This is a genomic window from Sphingomonas sp. GW821-FHT12D09, assembly GCF_058807215.1.
Window position 1 is genome coordinate 1,598,280 of record NZ_JBXAQL010000001.1, and the last position, 25,500, is coordinate 1,623,779.

The 25,500-nt window shown below is 67.0% G+C and carries 31 protein-coding genes and 1 pseudogene; 19 read left to right on the top strand and 13 right to left on the bottom strand.

Annotation, left to right across the window (positions count from 1 at the left end; all coding sequences use genetic code 11):
• Window positions 1–42 precede the first annotated feature (42 nt).
• Both AC1RPL_RS07160 and AC1RPL_RS07165 read left to right on the top strand, forming a co-directional pair.
• Window positions 43–1,467 carry an aldehyde dehydrogenase family protein gene (locus AC1RPL_RS07160; RefSeq protein ID WP_493068557.1) on the top strand — a complete coding sequence of 475 codons (1,425 nt, stop codon included), beginning with the start codon at window positions 43–45 and terminating at the stop codon, window positions 1,465–1,467.
• The gene (locus AC1RPL_RS07165) at window positions 1,467–2,303 is read left to right on the top strand and encodes a hypothetical protein (RefSeq protein WP_493068558.1); all 837 of its coding nucleotides are present in this window, start codon (window positions 1,467–1,469) and stop codon (window positions 2,301–2,303) included. Before AC1RPL_RS07160 ends, AC1RPL_RS07165 begins: the two co-directional genes overlap by 1 nt.
• On the opposite strand, the gene AC1RPL_RS07170 is transcribed toward AC1RPL_RS07165, so the two are convergent.
• Window positions 2,300–3,274: a quinone oxidoreductase family protein gene (locus AC1RPL_RS07170; protein WP_493068559.1), complete on the bottom strand. Its 975-nt coding sequence runs from the start codon at window positions 3,272–3,274 to the stop codon at window positions 2,300–2,302. The two genes, AC1RPL_RS07165 and AC1RPL_RS07170, sit on opposite strands and share 4 nt — an antisense overlap.
• On the bottom strand, window positions 3,274–3,567 hold the full coding sequence (locus AC1RPL_RS07175; protein WP_493068560.1) for a helix-turn-helix domain-containing protein: 294 nt from the start codon (window positions 3,565–3,567) through the stop codon (window positions 3,274–3,276). Before AC1RPL_RS07175 ends, AC1RPL_RS07170 begins: the two co-directional genes overlap by 1 nt.
• A 59-nt stretch (window positions 3,568–3,626) precedes the next feature.
• On the opposite strand from AC1RPL_RS07175, the gene AC1RPL_RS07180 reads away from it, so the two are divergent.
• Complete coding sequence (locus AC1RPL_RS07180) at window positions 3,627–3,992, top strand: VOC family protein (RefSeq protein WP_493068561.1); 366 nt, start codon at window positions 3,627–3,629, stop codon at window positions 3,990–3,992.
• A gap of 3 nt (window positions 3,993–3,995) precedes the next feature.
• Here AC1RPL_RS07180 and AC1RPL_RS07185 read toward each other — a convergent pair whose 3' ends face one another.
• Entirely contained in the window at window positions 3,996–5,768 is a 1,773-nt protein-coding gene (locus AC1RPL_RS07185; protein WP_493068562.1) for an SLC13 family permease, read from the bottom strand.
• Between the two features lie 213 nt (window positions 5,769–5,981).
• Complete coding sequence (locus AC1RPL_RS07190) at window positions 5,982–6,194, bottom strand: hypothetical protein (RefSeq protein WP_493068563.1); 213 nt, start codon at window positions 6,192–6,194, stop codon at window positions 5,982–5,984.
• A 157-nt stretch (window positions 6,195–6,351) separates the two neighbouring features.
• On the opposite strand from AC1RPL_RS07190, the gene AC1RPL_RS07195 reads away from it, so the two are divergent.
• A complete protein-coding gene (locus AC1RPL_RS07195; RefSeq protein WP_493068564.1) occupies window positions 6,352–6,537 on the top strand; it encodes a hypothetical protein in 186 nt (61 codons plus the stop codon).
• 97 nt (window positions 6,538–6,634) lie between these two features.
• Here the strand turns inward: AC1RPL_RS07195 and AC1RPL_RS07200 are convergent, their stop codons facing one another.
• Entirely contained in the window at window positions 6,635–7,255 is a 621-nt protein-coding gene (locus AC1RPL_RS07200) for a S24 family peptidase (RefSeq protein WP_493068565.1), read from the bottom strand.
• 95 nt (window positions 7,256–7,350) lie between these two features.
• On the opposite strand from AC1RPL_RS07200, the gene AC1RPL_RS07205 reads away from it, so the two are divergent.
• Entirely contained in the window at window positions 7,351–7,560 is a 210-nt protein-coding gene (locus AC1RPL_RS07205) for a hypothetical protein (protein WP_493068566.1), read from the top strand.
• A complete protein-coding gene (locus AC1RPL_RS07210) occupies window positions 7,557–7,874 on the top strand; it encodes a hypothetical protein (RefSeq protein WP_493068567.1) in 318 nt (105 codons plus the stop codon). The genes AC1RPL_RS07205 and AC1RPL_RS07210 overlap by 4 nt, the downstream gene beginning before the upstream one ends.
• Window positions 7,875–7,979: 105 nt before the next feature.
• Here the strand turns inward: AC1RPL_RS07210 and AC1RPL_RS07215 are convergent, their stop codons facing one another.
• Window positions 7,980–8,960: a hypothetical protein gene (locus tag AC1RPL_RS07215; RefSeq protein WP_493068568.1), complete on the bottom strand. Its 981-nt coding sequence runs from the start codon at window positions 8,958–8,960 to the stop codon at window positions 7,980–7,982.
• Window positions 8,957–10,201 carry a TIGR04063 family PEP-CTERM/XrtA system glycosyltransferase gene (locus AC1RPL_RS07220; RefSeq protein WP_493068569.1) on the bottom strand — a complete coding sequence of 415 codons (1,245 nt, stop codon included), beginning with the start codon at window positions 10,199–10,201 and terminating at the stop codon, window positions 8,957–8,959. The genes AC1RPL_RS07215 and AC1RPL_RS07220 overlap by 4 nt, the downstream gene beginning before the upstream one ends.
• Window positions 10,202–10,288: 87 nt before the next feature.
• On the opposite strand from AC1RPL_RS07220, the gene AC1RPL_RS07225 reads away from it, so the two are divergent.
• The 3 genes from AC1RPL_RS07225 to AC1RPL_RS07235 are packed head-to-tail and all read left to right on the top strand — an operon-like array spanning window position 10,289 to window position 12,868.
• Window positions 10,289–10,441 (top strand): hypothetical protein, encoded by a 153-nt coding sequence (locus tag AC1RPL_RS07225; RefSeq protein WP_493068570.1) that lies wholly within the window; start codon window positions 10,289–10,291, stop codon window positions 10,439–10,441.
• Window positions 10,434–11,786: a putative O-glycosylation ligase, exosortase A system-associated gene (locus AC1RPL_RS07230; protein ID WP_493068571.1), complete on the top strand. Its 1,353-nt coding sequence runs from the start codon at window positions 10,434–10,436 to the stop codon at window positions 11,784–11,786. The genes AC1RPL_RS07225 and AC1RPL_RS07230 overlap by 8 nt, the downstream gene beginning before the upstream one ends.
• Entirely contained in the window at window positions 11,783–12,868 is a 1,086-nt protein-coding gene (locus AC1RPL_RS07235) for an acyltransferase family protein (RefSeq protein WP_493068572.1), read from the top strand. The genes AC1RPL_RS07230 and AC1RPL_RS07235 overlap by 4 nt, the downstream gene beginning before the upstream one ends.
• On the opposite strand, the gene AC1RPL_RS07240 is transcribed toward AC1RPL_RS07235, so the two are convergent.
• On the bottom strand, window positions 12,819–13,382 hold the full coding sequence (locus tag AC1RPL_RS07240) for a type 1 glutamine amidotransferase domain-containing protein (protein WP_493068573.1): 564 nt from the start codon (window positions 13,380–13,382) through the stop codon (window positions 12,819–12,821). The two genes, AC1RPL_RS07235 and AC1RPL_RS07240, sit on opposite strands and share 50 nt — an antisense overlap.
• Before the next feature lie 104 nt (window positions 13,383–13,486).
• Between AC1RPL_RS07240 and AC1RPL_RS07245 the strand changes: the two genes are divergently transcribed.
• Genes AC1RPL_RS07245 through AC1RPL_RS07260 form a run of 4 tightly spaced genes read left to right on the top strand, consistent with a single transcriptional unit; the run spans window position 13,487 to window position 16,453 of the window.
• Window positions 13,487–14,503, top strand: a complete 1,017-nt coding sequence (locus tag AC1RPL_RS07245; protein ID WP_493068574.1) for a DNA topoisomerase IB — start codon at window positions 13,487–13,489, stop codon at window positions 14,501–14,503.
• Window positions 14,500–15,591, top strand: coding sequence for a mechanosensitive ion channel family protein (locus AC1RPL_RS07250; RefSeq protein ID WP_493068575.1), 1,092 nt, complete (start codon window positions 14,500–14,502; stop codon window positions 15,589–15,591). The genes AC1RPL_RS07245 and AC1RPL_RS07250 overlap by 4 nt, the downstream gene beginning before the upstream one ends.
• 2 nt (window positions 15,592–15,593) lie before the next feature.
• The gene (locus tag AC1RPL_RS07255) at window positions 15,594–16,025 is read left to right on the top strand and encodes a YybH family protein (protein ID WP_493068576.1); all 432 of its coding nucleotides are present in this window, start codon (window positions 15,594–15,596) and stop codon (window positions 16,023–16,025) included.
• 50 nt (window positions 16,026–16,075) lie between these two features.
• A complete protein-coding gene (locus AC1RPL_RS07260; protein ID WP_493068577.1) occupies window positions 16,076–16,453 on the top strand; it encodes a VOC family protein in 378 nt (125 codons plus the stop codon).
• Between the two features lie 106 nt (window positions 16,454–16,559).
• Here the strand turns inward: AC1RPL_RS07260 and AC1RPL_RS07265 are convergent, their stop codons facing one another.
• On the bottom strand, window positions 16,560–17,036 hold the full coding sequence (locus AC1RPL_RS07265) for a hypothetical protein (RefSeq protein WP_493068578.1): 477 nt from the start codon (window positions 17,034–17,036) through the stop codon (window positions 16,560–16,562).
• Between the two features lie 104 nt (window positions 17,037–17,140).
• Here AC1RPL_RS07265 and AC1RPL_RS07270 point away from each other — a divergent pair, with 104 nt between their 5' ends.
• Window positions 17,141–17,752 (top strand): TetR/AcrR family transcriptional regulator, encoded by a 612-nt coding sequence (locus AC1RPL_RS07270; RefSeq protein ID WP_493068579.1) that lies wholly within the window; start codon window positions 17,141–17,143, stop codon window positions 17,750–17,752.
• On the opposite strand, the gene AC1RPL_RS07275 is transcribed toward AC1RPL_RS07270, so the two are convergent.
• Window positions 17,749–18,708, bottom strand: coding sequence for a DUF2167 domain-containing protein (locus AC1RPL_RS07275; protein ID WP_493068580.1), 960 nt, complete (start codon window positions 18,706–18,708; stop codon window positions 17,749–17,751). The two genes, AC1RPL_RS07270 and AC1RPL_RS07275, sit on opposite strands and share 4 nt — an antisense overlap.
• Before the next feature lie 230 nt (window positions 18,709–18,938).
• On the opposite strand from AC1RPL_RS07275, the gene AC1RPL_RS07280 reads away from it, so the two are divergent.
• Both AC1RPL_RS07280 and AC1RPL_RS07285 read left to right on the top strand, forming a co-directional pair.
• The gene (locus tag AC1RPL_RS07280; protein WP_493068581.1) at window positions 18,939–19,418 is read left to right on the top strand and encodes a MaoC family dehydratase; all 480 of its coding nucleotides are present in this window, start codon (window positions 18,939–18,941) and stop codon (window positions 19,416–19,418) included.
• A gap of 118 nt (window positions 19,419–19,536) precedes the next feature.
• Window positions 19,537–20,715: an acetyl-CoA C-acyltransferase gene (locus AC1RPL_RS07285; protein ID WP_493068582.1), complete on the top strand. Its 1,179-nt coding sequence runs from the start codon at window positions 19,537–19,539 to the stop codon at window positions 20,713–20,715.
• A gap of 100 nt (window positions 20,716–20,815) precedes the next feature.
• Here AC1RPL_RS07285 and AC1RPL_RS07290 read toward each other — a convergent pair.
• Together AC1RPL_RS07290 and AC1RPL_RS07295 are read right to left on the bottom strand one after the other, a co-directional pair.
• Window positions 20,816–21,120, bottom strand: a pseudogene (locus AC1RPL_RS07290) (GIY-YIG nuclease family protein).
• Between the two features lie 117 nt (window positions 21,121–21,237).
• On the bottom strand, window positions 21,238–21,717 hold the full coding sequence (locus AC1RPL_RS07295; protein ID WP_493068583.1) for a hypothetical protein: 480 nt from the start codon (window positions 21,715–21,717) through the stop codon (window positions 21,238–21,240).
• Window positions 21,718–21,935: 218 nt separating this feature from the next.
• On the opposite strand from AC1RPL_RS07295, the gene AC1RPL_RS07300 reads away from it, so the two are divergent.
• The 3 genes from AC1RPL_RS07300 (at window position 21,936) to AC1RPL_RS07310 (ending at window position 23,924) form a co-directional block, all read left to right on the top strand.
• Entirely contained in the window at window positions 21,936–22,886 is a 951-nt protein-coding gene (locus AC1RPL_RS07300) for a glucokinase (RefSeq protein WP_493068584.1), read from the top strand.
• A gap of 46 nt (window positions 22,887–22,932) precedes the next feature.
• Window positions 22,933–23,409 (top strand): pyridoxamine 5'-phosphate oxidase family protein, encoded by a 477-nt coding sequence (locus AC1RPL_RS07305; protein ID WP_493068585.1) that lies wholly within the window; start codon window positions 22,933–22,935, stop codon window positions 23,407–23,409.
• Between the two features lie 140 nt (window positions 23,410–23,549).
• Window positions 23,550–23,924 carry a YkvA family protein gene (locus AC1RPL_RS07310; RefSeq protein ID WP_493068586.1) on the top strand — a complete coding sequence of 125 codons (375 nt, stop codon included), beginning with the start codon at window positions 23,550–23,552 and terminating at the stop codon, window positions 23,922–23,924.
• A 114-nt stretch (window positions 23,925–24,038) separates the two neighbouring features.
• Here the strand turns inward: AC1RPL_RS07310 and AC1RPL_RS07315 are convergent, their stop codons facing one another.
• Entirely contained in the window at window positions 24,039–25,271 is a 1,233-nt protein-coding gene (locus tag AC1RPL_RS07315; protein WP_493068587.1) for a polyhydroxyalkanoate depolymerase, read from the bottom strand.
• Window positions 25,272–25,500 lie beyond the last annotated feature (229 nt).

A 25,500-nucleotide genomic window follows, 5' to 3' on the forward strand; every position in this document is an offset into this window, starting at 1 on the left:
TAGGGCGCCATACCGAATATTCGAGAATCGGAGAGGCGAGGGATGCGTAGCTATCTGAAGCAGTTCATCGGCGGCGAATGGGTCGAGAGCGTCGGCGGCACGCGCCATGAAGTGATCAACCCCGCCACCGAGGAAGCCGTCAGCGAGATCACGCTCGGCTCCGAAGCCGATGTCGACAAGGCCGTCGCCGCCGCGCGCACCGCGTTCGAAAGCTTCTCGCGCACCAGCGTCGACGAGCGCGTGGCGCTGATCGAGCGCATCCTGGTCGAGTACAAGGCCCGCGCCGGCGACATGGCGGAGGCGATCAGCGCCGAGATGGGCGCCCCGATCAGCCTGGCCAAGACCGCGCAGGTCGGCTCGGGCCTCGGCCATTTCCTGTCCGCCGCCAAGGCACTGCGCGACTTCCAGTTCGACGAGCAGATCGGCAACAGCCTGGTCGTCCATGAGCCGATCGGCGTGGTGGCGATGATCACCCCCTGGAACTGGCCGCTCAACCAGATCGTCTCCAAGGTTGCGCCCGCGCTTGCCGCCGGCTGCACGATGATCCTCAAGCCCAGCGAGGAAGCCCCGGGCTGCGCGGTGATCTTCGCCGAAGTACTGGCCGCCGCCGGCGTGCCCGCGGGCGTGTTCAACCTGATCAACGGCGACGGCCCCGGCGTCGGCACCGCGCTCAGCCGCCACAAGGGCGTCGACATGGTGAGCTTCACCGGCTCGACTCGCGCCGGCGTGCTGGTGGCCAAGAATGCCGCCGAGACGGTCAAGCGTGTCCACCAGGAACTGGGTGGCAAGTCGCCTTCGCTGATGCTGGAGGGCGCCGATCTCGGCCGCGCGGTCCAGACCACGCTGTTCAGCGTCCTCATGAACTCGGGCCAGAGCTGCATCGCCCCCACCCGCCTGCTCGTGCCCCAATCCCTCCACGCCGAGGTCGCCGCCGCCGCCGCCGAAGTGATGAAGGCAACGCAGACCGGCGATCCGACCGAGGAAGGCCGCCATATCGGCCCGCTGGTCAACAAGACCCAGTGGGAGAAGGTCCAGGGCCTGATCGCCAAGGGCATGGAGGAAGGCGCCAAGCTCGAGGCCGGCGGCCCCGGCCGCCCGGATGGCGTCGAGACCGGCTATTTCGTCCGCCCGACCCTCTTCTCCGGCGTTACCAACGACATGACGATCGCCCGCGAAGAGATCTTCGGCCCCGTCGTCACGATCATCCCCTATCAGGATGAGGAAGACGCGGTCCGCATCGCCAACGACACCGATTACGGTCTGTCCGCGGTGGTGTTCGGCGACGCCGCCGCGATCAAGCGCGTCGCGCCGCGGCTACGCGCCGGCATGGTCTATGTGAATGGCGGCCAGCCCGACCCCAACCTGCCGTTCGGCGGCTACAAGCAGTCGGGCAATGGCCGCGAGCACGGCAAGTTCGGCCTGGCCGAGTTCATGGAAGTGAAGGCGATGGTCGGCGCGCTGGCCTGATGCGCGCCCTCGTCGTCCTCGCCGCGCTGCTCGCGCCGTCCGTCGCGGCGGCGCAAGCAGCGGGTGATCAGGTCCAGATCATCCGCACCAGCGACATGCAGTCGCAAGACACCCGCGGATCGAGTGGCAGCTCGCACGACAGCGATGCGCTGATCGAGCGCATAGTCGCGGTCACGCCGGCGGGCGTCGAACTCGAATACAGCCTGCCGCCCGGTAGCCAGCCCAGCGACTGGACCTTCCCCCTCCGCGTCTTCAGGCCGCGGACCGGCCCGCTCCAGCTGCGCAACCGCGCCGAGCTGGAGGTGCGCATCGACAAGTGGCTCAAGGACGCGACACTGCCGCGCTCCGCCTGCGGCCACTGGGTCTTCACTTGGAACGCCTTCCGCATCGAGTGCGATCCCGAGACCGCCCTGCGCGCCGTCGAGGCCGTTTCGATCGACCGGCAGAAGCCCGTCGAGGGTGCTGCCTATACCGACGACCACGCGATCCGCGCCGTGCCGCTCAAGACCCTGCCGAACGGCAAGGGCTTTACCGCCGAGCTCGCCCTCGATCCCGACACCGTCCGCAAGGAACTGGCCGACGCCGATCTGGTAATCGCCGAGATCAACCGGAAGCCGCTGACACCTGATGCAGTACGCATGGCGCATGCCGCCGATCAGATTTCCGGCACGATCAAGGTCACCATCGACACCGATGCCACTGGCGAGGCCCGCCGCCGCACCCGTATCACCGCAATGACCATCACCCGCGACGGCCAGACCGAGACCCGCACGACCACCGAAGTAGTCGAGCGCCGCCCGGTCCGGCCGCAAGCGCCAGACCCGAACAGCATCTAGGGCACGAGAATCGTGGACCCCGTCGTCTTTCCCGCCTCCAGCGCCCGGTGCGCATCGGCCGCGTCCTCCAACGCGAACCGCTGGCCGATTTCCGCCGTCACGGCACCCTTCTCCAGCATCGCGAACAGCCGGGCGACCCCCGCCGCGCGCTCCTCGGGCGTGACGTAATAGTCGAACAGCTTGGGTCGTGTGACGAACAGCGAGCCATGCGCGTTGAGCGTGGCAAGGTTCACGCCCTCCACCGGGCCGCTGGCATTGCCATAGCTCAGGATCAGCCCGCGTCGCGCGCACGAGGCCAGCGATGCTTCCCACGTCGCCTTGCCGACCCCGTCGAGCACCACCGGCGCGCCGTCGCCGCCGGTAATCTCCTTCACCCGCGCGGCGATATCCTCTTCGCGCGAAAGCAGCACATGATCCGCGCCGGCCGCCTCGGCGAGCGCTACCTTGTCGGCATGTCCCACCGTGCCGATCACCGTCGCCCCGATCGCCTTCAGCCAGCGCACCGCGATCTGCCCGACCCCGCCGGCCGCGGCGTGGACGAGCACCGTCCAATCCGGCTGCACCCGGGCAGCACGCTCGACCAGGAACTCCACCGTGCAGCCCTTGAGTAGCGTCGCCGCCGCAGTCTCGTCGCTGATGCCGTCGGGCAGCGCGAACAGCAGCTTCGCGGGCAAATTGCGCGCCGTCGCATAGGCGCCGAGCCCAGGCCCGAAGGTCGCCACCCGGTCTCCCGCCGCGAAGCCGGTCACGCCCTCGCCCACTGCCTCGACCAGGCCGGCCGCTTCGCCGCCAAGGCCGCTCGGCAGCGGCACCGGATACAGGCCCGACCGATGATAGGTGTCGATGAAGTTCAAGCCCACCGCGGTGTTGCGCATCCGCACCTCGCCCGGGCCCGGCGGCGGCAGATCGACATCCACCCATTGGATCACCTCGGGGCCTCCGACAGCCTCGATCCGCGCCATCCGTTCCATCACACTCTCCGTTTCCAAGGCCGGAGCGGCCGCAGCCGCGCCGCTTCATTGTCCCCACGCCGCTCGATCGCGATCAGCCCGCGCCGCTCGAGATGCGCGAGTGCCTCCTGGCAGGTCCGCCGCGACAGGCCGGTGCGCTCGGCGATCGCCGAATAGCCCAGCGGCACTCGCTCCGTCTCCATCGCCTCGACCAGCAAATAGACGAGAAAGGCCGAAGGCTTGCGGTCATGCCCGACCAGATCGGGCATCAGCACGTCGACGACATAGGGATCGAGAGCGAGCGGCGCAGCCATTGCTATAGCAATAGCTGCCATGCTCCCACCCGGCAACCCGCCGCGCTACGAATGGCTTCATGATCAAGCAGCTCAAATTCGTCACCATCCCGACCTCGGACCAGGACCGCGCGCTCGCCTTCTGGACCGAGAAGATGGGCTTCCGCATCATAACAGACCAGCCGATGGGCCCGGGCAAGCGCTGGATCGAGCTCGGCATCCCCGGCGCCGAAACCGGCGTGGTACTGTTCACACCCGAAGGGCAGGAGGACCGCATCGGCAGTTTCTTCAACGGCTCCTTCGCCTGCGACGATGTCGATTACACCTGGCGCCAGCTCGGCGCCCGCGGGGTGGAATTCGAGGGTCCGCCGGAGAAGCAGCCCTGGGGCAGTTTCGCCAGGTTCCGCGATCCCGATGGCAACAGCTTCGTCCTGTCGAGCCGCTGACACTCAGTGTACCGGCCACACCCACAGGATCAGCGGCGTCCCCACCACCAGCACGATCACCGATAACGGCGCGCCCAATCTTGCGTAGTCGCCGAACTTGTACCCGCCCGGCCCCATCACCAGCGTGTTGCACTGGTGGCCGATCGGGGTGAGGAAGTCGCAGCCCGCGCCCACCGCGGTCGCCATCAGGAACGCCTCGGGACGATAGCCCAGCTGACCGGCAAAGGTTGCGGCGATCGGCGCCATCACCAGCACGGTCGCGGCATTGTTGAGGAACGGCGTCACCGCCATCGCCGCCGCCAGGATCAGCGCCACCGCGCCCCAAACCGGCAGCGTCGCGGCGAAATGCCCCAGCCAGTCGCCGATGATCTCGCTCGCCCCGGTCGTCCGCAGCGAATCCGAGACCGGAATCAGCGCGCCGAGCATCACCAGGATCGGCCATTCGATATGGTCGTAGGCTTCGCGCACCGGCAGCGCGCCGAGCAGGATCGTCAGCCCTGCCGCCGCGAAGAACGCCACTGCCACCGGCACATAGCCCATCGCCGTCGCGAACATCGCCGCACCCAGGATCACCAGCGGCAACAGCCCCTTGCGCACGCTGCCCAGCCGCAAGGTCCGCTGGGCGAGCGGCAGGCAGCCCAGTTCGGAGAGCCGCTCGAACAGCAGGTCGAGCGGACCCTGCAGCACGATCACATCGCCCGCCTGCAGCGCGATCTCGCCCAGCCGCCGCGCCAGCCTGTCGCCCTGGCGCGACACCGCGATCAGGTTCACCCCGAAGCGTTCGTGCAGCCCCAGCCGTCCGGCGGTGCGACCGATCAGCGGGCTTTCGGTGCCGATCACCGCCTCGATCACGCCGACTTCGCCTTCGGCCCCTTCGGGCCGCTCACGTCCTGCGCCTTCGAGCTCGAGCCTGTCGCCGGCGATCACCCGCTCCAGCGCGTCGGGCGATCCGGCGAGGATCAGCAAATCCTCGGGCTTCAGCACCGTGTCGGGGAACGGCATCGATCTTATGCCGGCGCGCAGGATCGCAGTGACCTGCACCTCGCCGTCATGCCGCTCGCGGAACGCCGACACCGTCTCGTCCACCGCCGGAGACCCCGCCGGGATCTCGGCCTCGGTGACATAATCCTGGATGTCGATCGCCTCGCCCAGGCTCGGCGCTGCCCGCCGGTCGCGCGGCAGCAGCCGATAGCCGAAGCGCAGGAAGATGAGGCCGACCAGCGTCAGCCCCAGCCCGACCGGCGCATAGTCGAACATGCCGAAGGGCTGGCCGGTCATCTCCTCGCGCACCCGGCTGACGATGATGTTGGGCGAAGTCCCGATCAGCGTGATCAACCCGCCGAGCAGCGACGCGAAGGACATCGGCATCAGATAGGCGGCCGGCGACACGTTCGATTTCTTGGCCATCTGCAGGGCGACGGGGATCATCATCGCAAGCGCGCCGATATTCTTGACCAGCGCGGATGCGAAGCCGACCGAGGCGCTGAGCAGCAACAGCTGCGAGCGTATCCGCGTCACGCGCTTCTGGAGCAGCAGCATCGCGCTCTCGATCACCCCCGATCGCTGCACCGCGCCGGAGAGCACCAGCGCCGAGGCGACGATGATCACGATGTCGTCGGAGAAACCGGTAAAGGCTTGCTTGGGCTTGACCACGCCCACCGCCAGCGCCGCGAGCAGCGCGATCACCGCGACCAGATCGTAGCGGAACTTCCCCCAGATGAAGAGCAGCATCATGCCCGTGAGCACGCCGACGGAAAGCAGCTGGGGAGTATTCAATCGGGCCTCGGCGCTGGAGCTGAGTGCCTAACGCGAGGGGATGGCTCGGGGTCCGTGCCTAGTAAATCCTCCCCCAGCTTGTCTGGGGGAGGGGGACCATCGCGCAGCGATGGTGCAGGGGCCGGCGCAACGCGCCGGTACCCGGCGCCCCTCCACCCCCGCCTTCGGCGGCGGTCCCCCTCCCCGAGCAAGCTCGGGGAGGATTTTGGGAGTTCAATGCACCGTCCCCACCGCGCGCCCGACCGACATCAGCACGATCAGCCGCTCGATCTGGCGCCAGCGGCAGAAATGCACATGGTTGCCCAGGTCGCGGCTACGGTCGGCACGCGCCGCGGCTTCGCTGCCGGCCAGTTCGCCGAACAGGCTGATGAGTTCGTTCGCATCGGTGATTTCGCGGCGATCGCCGAGATAAGGCATCATATCCATGCGCGCGCAGATGCGCGCCCCGTGCCAAATCCAGCGAAATCAACACTCTCCGCCGCACACGATGCTGAACTTTTGCTAACCATCCCGAATTCGCCGTGCCACCTGCCCCGGCATGGCACAGGTGGCGTCCCGGCCCGGGACGTGGCAGAGAGCAGCCATGACCAAGACCCCCTCCAAGACGCCGATGGCCGGCGGCTTCCTGCTCGCGCTCGCCCTGATCATCGGCGTGTTCGCCGGCATCGTCCGCGGCGAGGCTTCGTTCGGATTCGTCGTCGGCCTGGGCGTCGGCGTCGCGCTGCTGGTGCTGGTTTGGGTGATCGATCGGATACGGACGGGACGCTAGTGCGTCATGCTGAACTTGTTTCAGCATCCAACGCGCCTCAGGGGATATCGCTGGTGGAGAGTTGGACCCTGAAACAGGTTCAGGGTGACGGAATCGGCTAAATCGCCCGTCCCAGCCAGGCCACGCGCCCGACCACATCCAGGTCCCGCGCCGCCACCACGCGCGTCTCCCAGTCCGGGTTGTCCGAGATCACTTCGATCCCGCCCACTCCCGTGCGCAGCCGCTTGACCATCAGCTCGCCGTCGAGCCGGATCACGAACACCCCGCCCCGTCCTTCGATGCGGCGCCGGTCGCGATCCACCAGGATCTCGTCGCCGTCCGCCAGCGTCGGCAGCATCGAATCGCCTTTCACCCGGATCATCGAGGCCGCCTCGGCACGCACGCCCAGTTCGCGCAGCAAGGCAGGCGAGAGCGCCCCCGGCCGCCGCCGCGCCTCTCCCTCCACCAGTCCACCCGGCCCGGCCGACGCGCCCACGTCGAGCCGCGGCACCTCGACCAGCCCGTCCAGCTCGGGCCCGCCCAGCCGCGCCTCGGGCACGCCGAAATAGCGCGCGAGCAGCGCGCGATCGGCCTCCGCCAGCAGTCGCGGCGTCCCGCGTTCCAGATATTGCTGCAGATACGCCTTGTTGCGCCCGAGCAGCTCCGACAGCTCGGAGAGGCTCGCGCCCGTCTCTGCGATCAGCGCCCTAAGCGCGGCCCGTTGCGCATCCGGTTCCATATTCTCGCCATACCCGTAGGAATTTTCCTAGACAAGTAGGAAATGAGGAACAAACTAGGAACGATCTTCAGCGACTCGGAACGGGAGAAGGGCACATGTCGGTGCATCGCAAGATCGAGAAATTTCTTCGGCAAACGGATATGCCGCCTACCAAATTCGGCCGCCTGGCGGTGCGCGACCCGCGCTTCGTGTTCGACCTGCGCATGGGGCGCGAGCCCGGCCCGCAGATCACCGCGCGGGTCGAAGCATTCCTCGCCGCGCAAAAGCCGGCGATGCAGCAGCGCCAGCAGGGGCCCGGCCAATGAGCCGCGGACCCGATGCGGAGACGCTGCTGCGCCGCGCGCTCGAAGCCAGCGCCGACGGCGCCGGCTGCCCGGTGACGCTCGCGCAATCGGACTGGACCCGCTGGGCCAGCGCCACCTTCACCGGCGCGCGCCACTTGCTGGCGCTCACGGCCCCGCCCTCCCAGGCGCTCGATGCCTGGATCGCGGGGCTGCCCGAGGCGGAACTTCGCCTGCGCGGGCATCTGGTGGCGGACCTGGTGGTCGAGCATGTCCGGCGTGCGGAGGGCGTGGTGACGATATCGCTGGAGGTGCTGACCGTGGAGGAAGGACGGTGAACGCACGCCTACGTCATGCTGAACTTGTTCCAGCATCCAACGCGCCTCAGGGGATATCGCTGGTGGAAAGTTGGACCCTGAAACAAGTTCAGGGTGACGGGCCTTTTACGCCGTCCGCCGCGCCAGGTTACGCAGCGTGACGAGCGCTTCCTCCAGCCCCCGCTCGGCAGCCTTGGGCTGGTGCTTCGGCGCCAGGCCCTTGTCGACCACCCCGCGCTCGAGCCGGTCGAGCAATGCGTGGATCGAGGCGTCGGTATCGGGCCGCACGATACGCTCGCGCGGGGTCTCGGCCAGCGGCGGCGGCACATGCGCGCGCACCGGCGGAGTCAGTTCGAAAATCTCGAAGCGCTCGCCCTCGTCGAAGATCGACGGGCGCGGCGTACGGCGCAGCGGCGCCAGCGGCACCGGCGCGGACTTGGGCATGGCCGGGATCGCCTGCGGATCGAAGGCCGAGAGCGGCTGGTCGAAATCGGTCGGCAGCGCCTGCTCGGCGAGCGCCGGGGGTGCCGGCTCGGGGGCCGAAATCGGGGCCCCCGTAGCGTATGTTTCATAAACTTCCGGCGCCTCGGCCACCGGCGCTTCTACCGGTTCAGGTGCCGCCTCGGGTTCGGCCACAGGCTCGGGAGCCGTAATCGGCCGCGGCGGGAAGATCGCGTCGAAATCGACCTTCTCGTCTTCCACCACAGGCGCGGCGGCGCGGACTTCGAGGAACGGCTTGCCCAGGTCCCGGGTGGCGAGCAGCGGCGGGCGCGGCGGCGCGTCGGGATGCGCATCGGCGCGGCGCAGCACCGGCACGGCCACTTCCTCGGAGTCGACCGGCTCGGCTTCGCCGCCGATGGTCAGGCCGCGCGAGCCGAGCAGGATGAAGGCGGAGAGCCACATGAAGGCGCCGACGAACGCGCCGGCGCCCAGCGCGACGGCGATCCGCGCAGTGGTGCCCAGCGGCGGCTCGGCCATGGCGAGAATCGAAGGAAGGCCGGAATCCATCACCAGCGCCTCGAGCGCAGGCGCGGGGATCATCGCCACGCCAAGCGCGGCGAGCCCTCCCGCAACCAGCGCGATCAGCGGCGCCAGCGGCAGGTTCATGCGCGCAGCGTCTGGGGGAGGGATGGCGAGTCTTCCATGGCCCCCATTTTGGAGAGTCTTTGGTAAACGGAGTCATAACGACCGACATTTGTCGCCCAGCTGCGCTCCGCCTCGACAAAGGCGCGGCCGCGCACCCGCCGCGCGTCCCACTGGTCGCGGTTGGCGAAGAGCGCTGCGACGGAGCGGGCCAGCGCCTGGGGATCGTCCGGCGCGAACAGCGTGCCGGTGTCGCCGTCGCGGATCAGCTCACGGTGCCCGCCCACGTCCGAGGCGGCAACCAGCCGGCGCTGCGCCATCGCCTCGAGCGGCTTGAGCGGCGTCACCAGGTCGGTGAGACGCATGGCCTTGCGCGGATAAACCAGCACGTCGATCACGCTGTAGTAACGCTCGACCTGCTGGTGCGGCACGCGGCCGACGAAATGAATCCGATCGGCTACCGGAGACGCCGCCGCGTGCGCCATCAGCGCCGCATCGCACGGGCCGCCGCCGACCAGCACCAGGTGCATCCTGGGCCGCCTGGCGACCAGGGCGGGCATCGCCTCGATCAGCACGTCCAGCCCCTCATAATCATAGAAGCTGCCGATGAAGCCGATCGTCTCGGCGCCCTCGATGCCAAGCTCCTTCGCCAGCGAATCGTCATGGGCGGGCGGCTCGCCGAACAGCCCGAGATCGACGCCATTGGGCGAGATCATGATCTTGCCCGCATCGATCCCGCCGCGCGCCACCAGATCGTTTTTCAGCCCCTCGCAGATCACCGCGACGGCATCGGCCTTGCGCACCGCCCGCGTCTCCAGCCAGCGCGTCGCCCTATATTTCCAGCTGCCCTCGGTGCCGGTGCCGTTGCCGACGGCGGCGTCTTCCCAGAAGGCGCGGATCTCGTACATCAGCGGCAGGCCGAGCTTGTCCGCCACCCGCTGCGCCGCCATCGCGCCGAGCACCGGCGAATGGGCGTGGAGCACGTCCGGCTTCCACTGCCGCGCCACCGCTTCGATCCGCCTGGCGAAGGCCGCGACTTCGCGCAGCTCGCCGATCACCGGCGGCCCCGAATTGACTCGCGGCGTCCGGTAGAAGCGGATGCCGTCGATCGTCTCCTCGTCGGTATCGAACTTGCCGTGGCGCGGGCTGGTCACCGCGGCGACCTCCCAGCCCCGCGCCATCTGCGCCTTGAGGATCGCCCGGGTCCGGAAGGTGTACCCGCTGTGCAGCGGCAGGCCGTGGTCGAGGATGTGGAGAATCCGCATGGGGGCTCCCATGCCACGCGAGCACTTAACGCCGCGTCAACCGACCCGCGCTACACCGCCTTGCAGAAGCAGGAGCGCCACGGGCCCATGATCGACAATCTATCGCTCGCGATCTCGCACGGGCTGATGCTGCTCGCGGCCTTCCTCCTGCTGCGCCGCCCCGATCTCGACAATGAATCCGCCCCAGGTGAAAGCGCCCCCAAGGCCAAGCCCAGCCGATGGGGCAAGCCCGGTGCGTGATCTCGTCTTCGTCGCCTTCCTATTGGCCTTTTTCGGGATGGGCTTCCGCAAGCCGTTCATCTTCGTGCTTGTCTACGCCTATATCGACATCGTCTCGCCGCAGCGGCTGACCTATCTCCTGCTCAACTCGGTGCCGATCTCGCTGATCGCGGTCGGCCTGGCCGTGCTCGGCTGGCTGGCGATGGACGACAAGAAGGACACCCGCGTCGCCCCGCGCCAGTTGCTGATCGCCCTGCTGCTCGGCTATTGCTTCTACACGACGCTCAACGCCGACTTCAAAGTCGAGGCCTTGGACAAATGGGACTGGGTGTGGAAGGCGCTCGCCTTTGCCGCCTTCCTGCCGCTGACCTTGCGCACCCGGCTACGCATCGAGAGCCTGCTGCTCTTCATGATCCTCTCCGCCGCCTCGATCATCATCGTCGGCGGGATCAAGACGCTCGGCTCGGGCGGCGGCTATGGCGAGCTCAACCTGATGGTCGCCAACAATTCGGGCCTCTACGAAGGCTCGACCATCTCGACCGTCGCGATCGCGATCATCCCGCTGATCGTCTGGTTCACGCGGTTCGGGACGATCTTCCCGCCCGACTGGAAGGTGAAGGCCTTCTGCTACGCGCTGATCTTCGCCTGCCTGCTGATCCCGGTCGGCACCTCGACGCGCACCGGCCTGCTCTGCATCGGCCTGCTCGCGGTGCTGATGATCCGCGATACCAAGCGCAAGGTCGTGTACCTCACCGCGCTCGGCTGCCTCGGCCTCGCCGCCGTGCCCTTCCTCCCCTCGACCTTCACCGAGCGGATGGGGACGATCAAGACCTACAAGGCCGACGCTTCGGCCTCCACGCGCCTCGCCGTGTGGCAATGGACGATGGACTACGCCAAGACCCATCCGATGGGCGGCGGGTTCGAGGCCTATCGCCAGAACCAGATTCGCTACGAGAAGGTCGCGATCGAAGGCGAAGGCGCCGGCCAGACCAAGGTCGACCGCAGCCTCGAGGTCGACAAGGCCCGCGCCTATCACAGCGCCTATTTCGAGATGCTCGGCGAACAGGGCTATCCCGGCCTCGCTCTCTGGCTGACGATCAACATCCTCGGCATCTTCCGCATGGAAGTGCTGCGCCAGCGCTACAAAAGGCCCGAGCCCGGCCAGGAGTGGGTCGCCCCGCTCGCTTCGGCGCTGCAGAGCGCGCACATCGTCTACATGCTCGGCGCGACCTTCATCGCCATCGCCTTCCAGCCCTTCGTCTACATGCTGATCGGCGCCCAGATCGGCCTCGACACCTATATGGCCCGCAAGCGCGAGGAGTCCGCCTGGCGGCCGCTGCGCAAGGCGAAGCCGGCGCTGGCATGAAGGGTCCCGAGCTAAAGGCGCTGACCAGCGTACGCGGCATCGCCGCCTGGTTCGTGGTGTTCTTCCACATCCGCTTCGCGCTCGACCTGCCCGAGCCGATCCTGCACCTGCTCGCCAAGGGCTATCTCGCGGTCGATTTCTTCTTCCTGCTTTCGGGCTTCGTCATCTGGATGACCTGGGGGGAGCGCATCCGCTTGGGTGGTCTTACGTCGGCCCCCGGCTTCCTTCAGCGCCGCGTCGCCCGGGTATGGCCGCTCCACCTCTTCATGCTCGGCTTTGCTGTCGCCATCGCCTTGGCACTCCAGCTCACCGGCCGGGGCAGCGACCATTTCCCCTGGCACGAGCTGCCGCTCCACGTCCTGCTGCTCCAGAACTGGGGCTTCACCGAGCATCTGAGCTGGAACGATCCGGCCTGGTCGATCTCCTGCGAGCTGGGTGCGTACCTCCTGTTCCCGCTGCTCGCGCTGGCGGTGGACTGGAAGCGCGTGCCGAGCTGGGGGGTGCTCCTTGCCATCGCCGCCTTGCTCGCCCTGCTCCACACCATCTTCGCCACGCGCGGCACGACTGCGCTCGGCCAGGAAATCCCGAACCTCGGCCTGATCCGCTGCGTGCTGGAGTTCGGCACCGGCACTGCCGTCGCCGCGCTGTGGCTGCGCTGGCAGGAGCACTGGCGCATCCCCGCCTTGGCGAGCATCGGCCTCGCGCTCGCAGCCATCGCGGGCTGGGCCATGGGCCTGCCCGAGACCCTCGCCGCCCCCGCCACCTTCGCGGCGCTGCTGCTCGCGCTGGCGCTGACCTCGGCCAGAAAGGGCAATCCGCTAGAGGTCAGCTGGCTCCACTATCTCGGCGAGATCAGCTACGCGACCTATCTGTCGCATTACCTGCTTTGGTTCGCCTTCAAGCTGGCCTTTGTCGAAGACGCCCATGCGGTGAGCTGGCCGCTTGTCGCCGCCTTCCTGCTGCTCGTGCTGGCTGCCTCGGCAGCGCTCTACCATCTGGTCGAGCGCCCCGCACAGAAGTGGGTGAACGACGTCAGATTTCGAGCGGCACCTTCGCCAGCGCCTCGATCACCGCCCGGTTGAACGCCGGGATATCGTCCGGCTTGCGGCTGGTGATGAGGTTCTCGTCCACCACCACCTCCCGGTCCACCACTTCCGCCCCGGCATTCTCCAGGTCGGTGCGGATCGACGGCCAGCTGGTCACTTCGCGCCCATCCACCACATCGGCCTCGACCAGCAGCCACGGCGCATGGCAGATCGCCGCGACCAGCTTCTCGTCGTCCATGAACTCGCCGACGATCTCCACCGCCCGCTCGTTCATCCTCAGCTTGTCCGGATTGGCCACGCCGCCGGGCAGCACCAGCGCGTCGTAATTCTCGGTGTCGACTTCGCCGATCGTAGTGTCGGGCGTGATGGTTTCGCCCTTCTCCCCGCCCTTCTCGCCGGTGATCGGCCTGGCGTCGAGCGCGGCCAGTGTCACCTGGACGCCGGCATCGATCAGCGCCTGGCGCGGCAGCATCAGCTCGTCCTGCTCGAAGCCATTGGTCGCCATCATCAGCACACGGACATGCGAGAGATTTGGGGAAAGATCGGTCATCGCTAGGCCTCCTCGGTTTGCCCCCTCAACCGGTCGCCTCCCCCGCGGTTCCGGAACGAAGCGGTGGTCCGCGCATTGACCGGGACATTGCGAGGAGGCCTTCCGTGTCCAACACCATCGTCTATGTCGATGACCAGCAACCCGGCATCACCCGCCGCAAGGTGCGGCATGGTTGGGGCTATTGGGACGAACACGACAAGCGCATCGCCGATCGCGACGAGATCGACCGGCTGAACGCGATCGGCCTGCCGCCCGCCTATCACAGCGCCTGGTTCTGCCCCGATCCGCGCGGCCATATCCAGGCGACCGGATATGACGACAAGGGCCGCAAGCAATATCGCTATCACACCGGCTTTCGCGAAGCCCAGGAGGCGGCGAAATATGATCGCTGCGGCGATTTCGGCGCACACCTCCCCAAGCTCCGCGCCAAGGTCGAGAGCGACCTCAAGCTGCGCGGCATGTGCAAGGAAAAGGCCGTCGCCGCCGTCGTCCGCCTGCTCGATCTCGGCAGCATCCGCGTAGGCAATGAGCAATATGTCCAGGCGAACAAGAGCTTCGGCGCCACCACACTGCGCAAGCGCCACGCGCAGGTGAAGGGCCAGACGCTGCGCCTCCAGTTCCGCGCCAAGTCGGGCAAGATGCGCGTGATGACGATCACCGACGGCTCGCTCAGCCGCTTCGTCAAGAAATGCCAGGACCTGCCCGGCCAGCACCTGTTTCGCTGGCTGGACACTGCCGGCGAGGCGCATCCGGTCACCTCATCCGACGTCAACGCCTATATCCGCGACGCGATGGGCGAGGACTTCACCGCCAAGCATTTCCGTACCTGGGGCGCCAGCGTCCTCGCCTTCCGCGCGCTCGCCACCGGAGACGGGCATGTCGGCCTCAAGGCGATGCTCGAGCCGGTGACAGAGGCGCTGGGCAACACCCCCGCCATTGCCCGCAAATCCTATGTCCACCCCGCGCTGATCGACCTGACCAAGGATCGTGAGGCGCAGGCGGCGTGGCGTGCGGGTCTCCACTTGCCGCGTGCCACGCGCTGGCTCAATCGTTACGAACGCGGCCTGGTCGCCTTCCTCGAAGGCATCGCCGCGCACCATCAGCCCCGAAAGGCCGCATGACCAATACGAGCGTTTTCCCACAGAGCGACGACCTGCAGGTCCAGGCGCGCACCTTCGCCAATGTAAGCTGGGCATGGATCCAGGATCATTGGCTCAACATCCTGGTCGCCACCGGCATCGCCATCGCGATCTTCTTCGCGCTCCACGCCATCCGGCGCTGGGGCCTGCGCCTGTGCCGCAACGGTGAAGGGGTCGCCAACTGGTATTCGATCCTCGGCCGCGCCGTTGCGAGGACCGGCCATTTCTTCATCCTGATCACTTCGATCCGCCTCGTCACCGGCTATGCCCAGCCGCCGGCGATGGTCGAGACGACGATCCACTTCCTGTTCACCGTCGCCGCGGTGTTCCAGGCGACGATCTGGCTGCGCGAGATCATCTTCGGCGCCGTTGAGCACCGCACCTCTTCCGAGGATTATCAGGGCTCGGGCCTCGCCAGTGCGCTCGGCATCATCCGGCTGCTGGTGACGATCGTCCTGTTCGCCATCGCCTCGGTGATGGTGCTCAGCAATGTCGGGGTGAACGTCACCGGCCTGGTCGCCGGTCTCGGTGTCGGCGGCATCGCCATCGGTCTTGCCGCGCAGGGCACGGTCGCCGATCTGCTCGCCGCGCTCGCCATCCTGTTCGACAAGCCCTTCCGCGTCGGGGACACGATCCTCTACGACAAGAGCAAGGGCACGGTGGAGCGGATCGGCCTCAAATCCACCCGGCTGCGCGGTCCCGGCGGCGAGGAGCGGATCGTCGCCAACAAGAAATTGCTCGACTATGAGCTGCTCAACAGCTCGAACCGCACGCTGCGCCGGATGACGCTGACCTTCGCCATCGCCAATACCACCCCGGCCGACAAGCTCGACCGCCTGAGCGACATCGCCGCCCAGGTGATCAAGGACCAGAAGCTCGTCTTCAGCCATGGCTGGTTCACCGGCGTCGTCCCCGGCGCGCTCACCTTCGAGATCGAGTTCGACTCCCCCAGCCCCGGCGCCGACCTTGCCGATGCCGGCAAGCACCGGGTGGTGATCGCCATGATCCGGCAGATGGAGGCGGAGGGCATCCGGCTCTACGTCCCTGCCATGTTGCAAGCGGAGGCATGACCATGGCCGATACGCCCGAGGCACTCTTCACTCGCTACGAGGAGGCGGTCCGCAAGCGCGACGCCGATGCGATCGTGGCGGATTATGTGCCCGATGCGATCGGCTACGACCTTGCCCCGCCGCTCGTCCACCGCGCGCCGGCGATGCTCGACCCGGCGGGCATCCGGGAGTGGTTCGACAGCTGGGAAGACGATCTGCGCGTCACCCACAGCGATGCCCACACGCTGCAGGACGGCGATCTCGCGGTGATCCATGCCCTCCAGCACATGACCGGCACCAAGAAGGGCGAAGGCAAGTCGAGCCTGTGGTTCCGTGCGACCATTGCCGCGCGGCGGGACGAGGGCGCGTGGAAGATCGCGCACATCCACACCTCGGTACCCTTCGCAATGGACGGCTCGGGCAGGGCGCTGCTGGATCTGGAACCCGAAGCCTAGTTTTTCGTCATCCCCGCGAAGGCGGGGATGACGATTTGAGAGGATTCCCAATGCTGAAGGACCATGCATCCCATGCGATCATCCCGTGCAGGGATGTCGCCGCCGCCAAGGCCTTCTACACCGAGACGCTCGGCCTGCCGCTTGCCGCCGACCATGGCGACATCTTCCTGATCCGCACCGGCGGCACGCTGCTCAACGTCTATCGCAGCGACTTTGCCGGCACCAACCACGCCAATGCGGTGTTCTGGGACGTCGGCGACGACCTGGAGGCGATCGCCGCCGCGCTCCGCGACAAGGACGTGGTGCTGGAGGAATATCCCAAGGGCTTCGACAAGGTGGAGGCCGGCGTACATATCCTCGGCAGCTTCCGCGCGATCTGGTTCCGCGACCCGGACGGCAACATCCTCCACGTCAACAGCGGCGGCTAAACCCGGCGCTCCACGCTGCCGATTCCCCGGCGAAGGCCGGGGCGAAGGGCTTCTCTTCCGGACCGCTCGTGGCTGTGGCCCCGGCCTTCGCCGGGGAACAGGAGGCTTAAGCCGCCATCCCCGCTGCCTGCAGGAAGCCCTGCCAATTCTCCACCGTCAGCCCGGCATGATATTCGGCCTGCATTTCGGGCGTCAGCACTTCGATCATCCGCGTGCCTTCGATCCACAGCTCCATCACGCCGAACACGTCGCCGCGCTTGCGATACTTGACCGGCCAGCCCTCGCGCTTGGCCAGCGCCAGCACGTCCTCGATGCCCTTGTCGGTCGCGATCGCCAGGTGCGTCGCCGAGCGGGCGCCGTTGAAGCCGATCATCCCGAAGGCATCACTATCGCCTTCGCCTTCCACCAGCTCGGTGCCGCGCGGATAGACTTCCACCGTGGTGCGGCGGTCATCGCCCGCCATCGCCATCCAGCTGCCCGCGATCACCGGCGGAAACGGCAACGCGACCCCGCCCCACAGCTCGGCAATCACTTCGGCGACATGCCGCGGATCATCCGCGTCGATCGAAACATGGAACAACATCTGCACACTCCCTGAAATATCCTGTATGAGCGGCCTAATACGCATGGCACAATCTGTGTCAACGCTGATTTGACACTTTTTGTGTCACGTTTATTGTGGAGGCCATGCCCAAACGGAATTTCCTCCTCGCCGATCCCGCCCGGCCCGAAGGCTCGGACAATGAACATACCCGTGCGAAGATCGCCGATGCGATCCTGGCGCTGATGGCGGAGGGGGATCGGCTCAACCACGATCAGGTCGCCACCCGCGCCGGCGTCTCGCGCCGCACCGTGTATCGCTATTATCCGGACCAGGCTTCGCTGCGCGCGGCGGCCTGGGCGCGGGTTGGGCCCGCAGGCGGCATCCCCAGGACGCTCGACGACCTCATTGGCGGCCTCCCCGCGCGCTTCGCCAATTTCGACGCCAAGGCCGATGCGATGACCGTGGTGATGGCCAGCGCCGAGGGTCGCGCCATCCGCAACGTGATGAAGGAAGAGCGCGTCATCGCCTTCCGCGACATGCTCGCGCCCAATATCGAAGCGCTCGCCGAGCCTGACCGCACCCGCGCCATGGCAGTGTTCCAGTTCCTCGGCAGCGCCTTCGCCTGGCGCGAGATGCGCGACCAATGGGACATGGACGGCACCGAAGCCGCCGCCGCCTGCACCTGGGCGCTCGAGACCTTGCTCGCGGATCTCGAGCGCCGGGACGGCAAGCCCCTTTCGGAAGGCCCCGCCTAGATCTCGTCTTCCTCGCGGCGGCCGAACATCCGGCGGAAGAACGCCACCACCGCCGCGCCCGCAGCGGCAATGCCGATCAGGATCACCTTGCCGAACTTCAGGATGATCGCGAGGAAGCCGATCTTCTTCGCCACCGCCACTGCGACACCGCCCGCGACCAGCCCGGCCAGGCCATATTCGGCGGCCTTGTCGGTCGCTGCGTTGAAGTCGGCATAGGTCGCGCCGGGCTCGAAGGTCACGGCCTTGCCGAACGCCTGCGCGCCCTCGCGCACATCGCCGAGCAGCGGCATCTCCGAGAGCATGTTGAGGCTCAGCACGCCGGTGCGCCCGAGCAGCCGCACGTCATAGTTGAGCGCGTTGGTCGGCTGGCCGGCGATCTGCAATTCGCGCGCCCAGATCAGCGCATGGCTGTTCGGATCATAGGAGGGCGGCTGCGCCCAGCCGGTCAGGTGCATCGCAGGATAGCCGGCCTTCTCCCGCTCCGGATTGGCCGATTCCTGGCCCTCCTGCATGCTCTTGAGCACCGCGGCATAATCCTCCTCCTTCGCCTTGGCGTCGGAGACATGGCCGGTATCCTCATAGGTGATCACCGCCGCCCAGGGGGCATCGAACACGTTCTTGCCCGCTTCGACCACCAGCCCGAGCACGCCGTCGCCCTGGGCCGGCGGGTTGCCCCAGGCCTCGACCAGCACGCGCTTCGCATCGGCCGCGGGTAGGAAATAATAACGCTCGCCCAGATGGAGCACCGCCTTGGCCTCGGGGATACGGACATCGCCGCTCTGCGGGTGCAGTTCCTTGAGGAACGCCGCGGCCTTGGGCGGCAGCTTGGCCGGGCTCCCCGTCGCATTCGCCTCCGTCCTCGGCGCCTTGGGCGCGTCGTCCGCGACCGCCATGGCCGGTGCAACGGCCACCATCACCGCCAGCGCCACCGCGCTGGCTCCCAGCAATTTCCGCATCGTGTCCCCCTTCGAACGGCGATTCGTCCCCGCGCCGAATTGGCCAGCGCGACCGCCTCCCCGTCAAGTCGCGACGCGAGTCGCGCCGCCGCATAGCGCCGCTTCGGTGCTTTTCGAATATCGGGTTCGGCGATTCACCGGCCCCTGACGTTACGTCCGGCACCTATTTCCTGTTCCCGGTCGGCTGAGGCTTGCAGGAGCCCCACCTGCACCACTAGATGGGCCCTGCGATGCAGCAAATGCGCGAGGATGTCTTGGCTACGATCACGGTGCAGCAGATGGCCGAGAGCATCGGCACCGAGCGCGTGTCCGACTGGGTGGAAGTCACCCAGGCGATGATCGACCAGTTCGCCGAGGCGACCGGCGACCACCAGTTCATCCATGTCGATCCCGTCCGCGCCGCGCAGACGCCGTTCGGCGGCACGATTGCGCATGGGTTCCTGTCGCTCTCGCTGATGCCGATGCTCGGCGCGCGCGCCGGCGCGCCTGCCATCGAAGGCGCCAAGATGGGCGTCAATTACGGCGGCAACAAAGTCCGCTTCATGCAGCCGGTCCGCTCGGGCAAGCGCGTACGCGGCCGGTTCGAGCTGCTGAAATTCACCGAGCGCAAGCCCGGCGTCTGGGAACAGGTCCAGCTATTCACCCTGGAGATCGAAGGCGAGGAAAAGCCCGCGCTGATCGCGGAGTGGATCGCGCTCGTGTATGTTTGACGTCAACTAGCCCCTCGGGGTTGGGGTGGCGCCTATCCGCGGGCGACTGCGCGTGAGGCACTGCCCCACCTCCAACCCCTCCCCCGAAGGGGAGGGGCTCAAGAAAAGGAAGAAAACCATGTCTCGCTCCGCAGTCATCGTCTCCACCGCGCGCACCGGCATCGGCCGGGCCTATCGCGGCGCGTTCAACGCCACGCCGGCGCCGACGCTCGGCGCGCATTCGATCCGCGCCGCCGTCGAGCGTGCCGGAATCGATCCGGCGGAAGTGCAGGACGTCGTGTTCGGCGCCGCGCTCCAGCAGGGCAGCACCGCCGGCAACATCGCCCGCACCGCGCTGCTGCGCGCCGGCCTGCCCGTCACCGTCGCCGGCATGTCGGTCGATCGCCAGTGCGCCTCGGGCCTGATGGCGATCGCGACTGCCGCCAAGGAGATCATCGTCGACAATATGGACATCGCCATCGGCGGCGGCGTCGAGTCGATCAGCCTCGTCCAGACCCCGGCGATGCGCCTCGAGCCCGATCGCGAGCTGCTCGCCATCCAGCCGGACATCTACATGCCGATGCTGCAGACCGCCGAAGTCGTCGCCGCGCGCTACGGCATCGGTCGCGACCGCTGCGATGCCTATGCGCTCCAGTCGCAGCAGCGCACCGCCGCCGCCCAGGCCGCCGGCAAGTTCGACGACGAGATCGTACCGGTCACCGCGACGATGAACGTCGTCAACAAGGAGACCAAGGAAGTCTCCCAGAAGGAGATCACCCTCGCCAAGGACGAGGGCAACCGCGTCGACACCACCCTCGAGGGCCTGCAGGCGCTCAACCCGGTGCTGCCGAACGGCACCGTCACTGCCGGCAACGCCTCGCAGCTGTCGGACGGCTCGTCGGCCAGCGTGCTGATGGAAGAGAAGGTCGCCGAGAAGCGCGGCCTCCAGCCGCTGGGCCGTTACATCGGCATGGCGGTGGCCGGCACCAAGCCCGACGAGATGGGCATCGGCCCGGTCTTCGCGATCCCCAAGCTGCTCGAGCGCTACAACCTCAAGATGGACGATATCGGCCTGTGGGAGCTGAACGAGGCTTTCGCGGTGCAGGTGCTCTATTGCCAGGACCAGCTCGGCATCCCGGGCGAGCTGCTCAACGTCAATGGCGGCGCGATCTCGATCGGCCACCCCTACGGCATGTCCGGCGCCCGCATGACCGGCCACGCGCTGATCGAAGGCAAGCGCCGCGGTGCCAAGTATGTCGTCGTGACGATGTGCATCGGCGGCGGCATGGGCGCGGCCGGGCTGTTCGAGGTCCTCTAAAACGCATTCCCTTCAACCGTCACCCCGGCGAAAGCCGGGGCCCAGGATTACTCTGCCCTGTCAATGTGGCTCTGGGTCCCGGCTTTCGCCGGGATGACGACTAAGGGAGAGGATCGAAACCAAGATCCTCGGCAAGATCCCGCCAGGTGGGATTACTCGCCTCGATCAACTCGACCTTCCAGGCGCGCTTCCATTCCTTGATCCGCTTTTCGCGAATGATTGCGGACTCCATCTCCTCGTGAACCTCGTACCAGACGAGCCGATCGCAGCCATGTTTCGCGGTGAACCCGGGAATAGCCTTGGTGCGATGCTGGTAGATCGACCAAGAAGATCGGACGTTACGCCTGTATAGATCGTCCCGTTACGCTGGCTGGCGACGATATAGACGACAGGTGTTCGCTCCATCCGAGCAGCTTTCCATAATCTCCGTCCCGGCGGAAGCCGGGACCCAGAGCCAAGAACGACGTCGCTTGTAACCCTGGGTCCCGGCTTTCGCCGGGATGACGGATGGAGGTGCCGTCCCTACCGAACCCGCGTGAAGTAGTTCGTCCGCATCACCGGCTTGCCGTCTTCGCCGATATAGGCCGCGGTCTCGATCATCGTCCTGCCGTCCGGCGCGACCGTATAGACTCGCGTCGAGGCCGGGATGCCGGCCTTGCCGAGCGCGAGCACCATCACATTGGGTGCCGGCAGCTTCACCGCGGCGATATCCGCCTCGGGACTGCCCTCCACCGTGTAGGGCGTGCCGTCGGGTGTGTAGGTCCCGACGGTGTGACTCTCGAAGCCGGCACCGACGATATCCACGCGGGTCCGCCACTTGCCGCCGCCAGCATCGCCGAACGTGATCGTCACGCGCGTCGGCCGCTGCTCGAGAGGCATCGGCAGCTTGTCGACATCCACCGCCCAGCTGCCGAGTAGCGGCGAGGGTGCCGCGCTTTGGGCATGGACGGGCCCGGCGGTACCCAGCACCGCCACAAGCAGAATTGCGAAAAGCGCCTTCATCCCTCTCTCCTCATCACTCGGCCTTATGAGAGAATATATCAGGCCAGGCGCTTGCGTCGTGCTGTAACATCCAATGTAACAAACACTTGCGCCCTCGCACTTGTTCGCTTTACGCTCTGACAACGCTGCCAAACGCAACCTTATTGCTTAGGTAACAAGTGTTAGCGATAACAGCACCCGGACTTCGCAAAGCGAGGCCGATACAGGAGGGGTACGCCATGGGCGAGGGACTGGCATTGGTGGCCGATATCGGCCGCCAATCGGTACGATTTGGGCTGACCGGCGGCGATGCGGGGCTGGAGCCGCGCGACATTCGGCGCTTTTCGACCAGCGAGCATCCCACCTTCACCAGCGCGCTCGTCTCCTATCTCGGCAGTCTCGGCCTGCAGGACGCGCGCCTGCCCAGCGTGCTCGCGGTGGCCGGCGCAGCACGCGGCGACCTGATCAACCTGACCGGCAGCCGCTGGTACATCTCGCTGTCCGGCGTCGAGGCGGTGCTGCGCGCCCCGCCCCGCGCGCTCAACGAATGCGCCGCCAATGCACTGGCACTCACCATGCTGCCTGCCGGCGCGTTCACTGCGTTGCATGGGCCCGCGCCCCGCGCCGTCGAACCCGGTGGCAATTATGTCGTGATCGGCACCGGCACCGGACTCGGCGTCGCCGCGCTGATCACCGCCGAGGGCCGGCTGGTGCCGGTGCAGAGCGAGGCCGGGCACATCGCCTTCGCCCCTGTCACGCCTGACGAGCGCAAGTTCGCCGATTTCTGCCGCGCCAAGACGCATCCGCTCGACGTCGAGACGCTGGTCAGCGCGCCGGGCCTGTGCCTTGCCTATGAGGCGCTGTCAGGCGGTGCCAAGATCGCCAGCCCTGAGGAGGTCACCCGCAATATCGGCCGCGATCCCGTCGCCGCCGCGGTGGTGCGCATGTTCGTCGAATATCTCGGCGCCTTTGCCGGCGATCTCGCGATGGCGTTCGGCGCCTGGGACGGCATCTACCTCACCGGCGCGATCAGCCGCGCGCTCCAACCGCATCTGATGGACCCCGCCTTTCGCCGCCGCATGGAGAGCAAGGCCGCCTTCCGCCGCCAGCTCTCCGAAGTGCCGGTCGCGCTGGTCAACCGCAACGACCTCGAGCTGCTCGGCGCGGCGGCGGCATACGGGAACGCCTGACGCGCCCTGCTTGTTCTTGCCGGTGAACATTCACCGGGAGCGCCTGATGACCGACACTACCGAACTCAAGAAGCATCTCTGGAAGAAGCTGGCCGAAAGCCCGTTCCTGATGATCGGCCTGGAGGATGGAGGGCACAGCGTGCCCCTCACCGCGCAGCTCGACGAGGACCAAGCCGACACTTTGTTCTTCTTCACCGGCAAGGACAATCGCCTCGCCCCCGGCGGCAAGGCGATGGCGCAGTTCGTCGCCAAGGGGCATGATTATTTCGCCTGCCTGGCCGGCAGCGTCCGCATCGACAACGACTTCGCCCAGATCGACAAGCTCTGGAACAAGCATGTCGAGGCCTGGTTTCCCGGCGGCAAGGACGATCCCAACCTCGCCCTGATTCGCTTCGACATCGACAGCGCCGAGCTGTGGGAAGCCGACATGTCGCTCACCGGCATGGTCAAGATGCTGTTCGGCGGCAAGATCAAGGGCGACGAGGAAGGCAGCCACGCCGTGGTGGAAACGACGGCGACCTAGCCTCACTCCCAATCCGTCACCGCGGCGAAAGCCGGGGTCCAGGGTTACTCTGCTGAAGCGCTTGTGGCCCTGGGTCCCGGCTTTCGCCGGGATGACGAACGGGAGTTGACCGCCCCTCTCGCCTAAGCCACCCCATCGCCATGACCGGCCCCTCGCTCGCCCACCGCATCCGCACCGAAGCGCACGCCGTGTGGTTCGCGGTGCGCGATCCGCGCACGCCGGTGCTCGCCAAGCTGCTCGGCCTGCTCGTCGCCGCCTATGCGCTGTCGCCGATCGACCTGATTCCGGATTTCATCCCCGTGCTCGGCCTGGTCGACGACGCGATCGTCATCCCGATCGGCATCTGGCTGTTCGAGCGGCTGATCCCGCCCGCCCTCTTCGCCGAACACCGCGCCCGCGCCGAGATCGAGACGCAGCGCCCGGTGAGCTGGCCCGGCGTGGCGATCATCGTCGCGATCTGGGCGGGGGTGGCGTGGCTCGTCTGGGGCGTGATCGCGACGAGCGAGTATAATTAGTCGCTCGATATCGTCATCTCCGCGAATGCGGGGATACAGAGTCACAAGCAGCACGGCTGAGAAACCCTGGATCCCTGCCTTCGCGGGGATGACGGAAACTAGGAATGCCTGGGTTCAGCCCCGGTGCGTCGCCATCCACTGCTCCACCACCGGCGCGATGCGGTTGCGCCACTTGGAGCCGTTGAAGATGCCGTAATGGCCCACGCCCTCGGCCAGGTGGTACTGCTTCATCGCATCGGGCAGTTCGGTCGCGATGGTCAGCGCCGCCTTGGTCTGGCCGATACCCGAGATATCGTCCTTCTCGCCTTCGATAGCGAGGATGGCGACGTCCTTGATCGCCGCCGGATCGACCTTGCGCCCGCGGTGGAGCATCTCGCCCTTGGGCAAGGCATGCGCCTGGAACACCACGTCGATCGTCTGGAGGTAGAATTCGGCGGTCATGTCGCAGACCGAGCGATATTCCTCGTAGAACTTCATCGTCGCCTCGGCGCCGTCATCATCGCCCTGGACGAGATGCTTGAACATCTCCCAGTGGCTGATCATGTGGTTGCCCAGGTTCATCGTCATGAAGCCGGCCAGCTGCAGGAAGCCCGGATAGACCTTCCGACCCGCGCCGGCATAGCTCATCGGGATCGTCGCGATGACGTTCTGCTCGAACCAGCTGAACGGCCGCTCGGTGGCGAGGGTGTTCACTGCCGTGGGCGCCTCGCGCGTGTCGATCGGGCCGCCCATCATGGTCAGCGTCGCCGGGCGGTTCGGGTGATTTGCGGCGCTCATCACCGCGGCGGCGGCATAGGCCGGCACCGAAGGCTGGCACACCGCGAGCACGTGCGGGCGCGGCGCGCCGTCCTTGCCGATGAACGCCAGGAACTCGACCAGATAGTCGATATAATCGTCCAGGTCGAAGCGGCCGTCGGCCATCGGCACCAGCTTCGCGTCGCGCCAGTCGGTGATGTAGACGTCGGCCACCGGCAGCATCCGCTCGACGGTGCCGCGCAGCAGCGTGGCGTAGTGGCCGGACATCGGGGCGACGATCAGCAGCTTGGGACCACCCTCCACGCCGGAACGCACGAAGCGCTTGAGCTGGCCGAACGGCTTGCGCAGCACGATCTCTTCGTGGACATCGACTTGCCTGCCGTCGATCTCGGTGTGGTCGAGCAGGAATTCGGGCTTGCCGCGCGGCGCCGAGGCGTGCGCGAACACTTCGAGGGCGGAGGCCATCACCGGCCCGCCGCCGAAATAGGCGAACGGATTGGCGGGGTTGTTCAGAAGGCCGGCAGAGAAATTGGCCAGCGCGCTCGCACCTGCGAGAAGCGAGCGCTGAATCTCATAAGCGTCGTACAGCATTGCGTTCCTTCCGCCGACCCCCTCCCCATAATGGCGGCGGCTATGTTAGCGTTATAGGCGGCCCGTGCTGCGGTGCAACGGCGACCGGTATCAGAATGCGACAAAACGCTTACCAGTTCCCATACCGCGCCTACGAAATCGCCCCCACCCGCTGGCTAAACCCCTCTAAATCCTGGCTTCTCCCGCCATCCCCGATTTATTCTCCTGCGCGAGAATAACCGCAGGCCGC